The following is a 2,061-nucleotide window of genomic DNA, read 5'->3' as shown; positions in this document are numbered from 1 at the left end:
ACCTGGAGCAGTACTGCGCCGAAGGTGCGACCTGGACCTACAACGGCCGCGAGCGTGAAAGCGGCGCACCGACCTACGGCGGCTATTCCGACCACGTGGTGGTCGAGCAGCGCTTCGTGGTCAAGGTCTCCGAAACGCTGGACCTGAAGGCAGCCGCGCCGCTGCTGTGCGCSGGCATCACSACCTRKTCGCCGCTGCGCCACTGGAAGGTCGGCCCGGGSCAGAAGGTCGGCGTGATCGGTCTGGGTGGCCTCGGCCACATGGGCGTGAAGTTCGCCAAGGCGCTCGGCGCACACGYGGTGATGATCACCACCACCCCSGAAAAGGGYGCCGAYGCCAAGCGCCTGGGCGCTGACGAAGTGCTGGTTTCGCGCGATGCCGACCAGATGAAGGCGCATGCCGGCAGCTTCGACTTCCTGCTCAACACCATCCCGGTCAGCCATGACACCAACCCGTACATGGGCCTGCTCAAGCGCGAAGCGACCATGTGCCTGGTCGGTGTGCTGACCGAACTGGACCCGCCGTTGACCGGTGGCAGCGTGATCTTCGGTCGCAGGAACCTGACCGGCTCGGCGATCGGCGGCATGGCCGAAACCCAGGAGATGATGGACTTCTGCGCCGAGCACGGCATCGTCAGCGACGTGGAGATGATCGACATCAAGAACGTCAACGAAGCCTGGGAGCGCATGGCCAAGAACGATGTGCGCTACCGCTTCGTGATCGACATGGCCACCATCAAGGCCTGATCGCTGCGCTGATGGAATGAAGAAACCCCGGCATTGCCGGGGTTTTTTTTGCGTACGCCACCCGCCGGGCATGGCCCGGCGCTACCGGATTCGTGGCGGGTAGCGCCGGGCGCATTTTCAGTACGCGAACTCGCGGAACACCGGGTCGACGTCGCCGTGCCAGCGGCCATGGAACAGCGCCAGCTTGCGCTCGGCGGGGGTCAGGCCGGACTCGACGATTTCCTGCAGCACGTCCAGGAACTTGCTTTCATCCTGGCCATCGGCATTGCGCGCCGCACGGCGCTTGAGCCCGTCCACCGAAATCTTCACCGCCTCGCGGGCGAGGTCGCGCACGGTGCCACCGCGGAACGGCAGGCCCATCGCGTGCTTGGGCACGCCATCACGCAGCGCATGGCGCTCGGCCAGGCTGAAGTCACGCACCAGATCCCACGCCGCATCCAGCGCCGTGTCGTCGTACAGCAGGCCCACCCAGAAGGCCGGCAGCGCACACAGGCGGCTCCACGGGCCACCATCGGCACCGCGCATTTCCAGGTACTTCTTCAACCGCACTTCCGGGAACGCGGTCGTGGTGTGGTCCGACCAGTCGCGCAGGGTCGGCAGCTGACCCGGCAGCACGGGCAGCTTGCCCTGCATGAAGTCGCGGAAGCTCTGCCCGCTTGCATCGTGGTAGATGCCATCGCGGTAGGAGAAATACATCGGCACATCGAGCAGGTAGTCGACATAGCGCTCGTAACCGAAGCCATCCTCGAACACGAAGTCGAGCATGCCGGTACGGTCGGCATCGGTATCGGTCCAGATGTGCGAGCGGTAGCTGAGGTAGCCGTTCGGCTTGCCTTCGGTGAACGGCGAGTCGGCGAACAGTGCGGTGGCGATCGGCTGCAGCGCCAACGACACACGGAACTTCTTCACCATGTCCGCTTCGCTGGCGTAATCCAGGTTCACCTGCACGGTGCAGGTGCGGGTCATCATGTCCAGGCCGAGCGAACCGACCTTGGGCATGTACGAGCGCATGATCTTGTAGCGGCCCTTGGGCATCCACGGCATTTCATCGCGCGTCCACTTCGGCTGGAAGCCCATGCCGAGGAAACCCAGCTGCAGTTCGCCGGCCACCTGCGCCACTTCATTGAGGTGGGTGCCGGTTTCCACGCAGGTCTGGTGAATGGTTTCCAGCGCCGCACCGGACAGCTCCAGCTGGCCCGCCGGCTCCAGGGTCACCGAGGCGCCATCACGCAGCAGGGCGATGGTGTTGCCGTTCTCCTGCACCGGCGTCCAGCCGAAGCGGACCAGGCCGTTGAGCAGGGCCTCGATGCCGCGC

General features: G+C 65.3%; 2 protein-coding genes. One reads left to right on the top strand and one right to left on the bottom strand.

Annotated features, from left to right (window positions below; genetic code table 11):
* On the top strand, positions 1-746 hold a 746-nt coding region (locus AC1VAN_RS19965; protein WP_480986550.1), incomplete at its 5' end, for an NAD(P)-dependent alcohol dehydrogenase.
* A gap of 117 nt (positions 747-863) precedes the next feature.
* Here the strand turns inward: AC1VAN_RS19965 and AC1VAN_RS19960 are convergent.
* Positions 864-2,061: glutamate--cysteine ligase (locus tag AC1VAN_RS19960; RefSeq protein WP_480986549.1), on the bottom strand; the 1,198-nt coding region annotated here is incomplete at its 5' end.

This window comes from Stenotrophomonas sp. 05L44_2 (assembly GCF_056665995.1).
The sequence above is the reverse complement of the archived record's forward strand: the minus strand, read 5'-3'. Positions and strand labels throughout refer to the sequence as shown.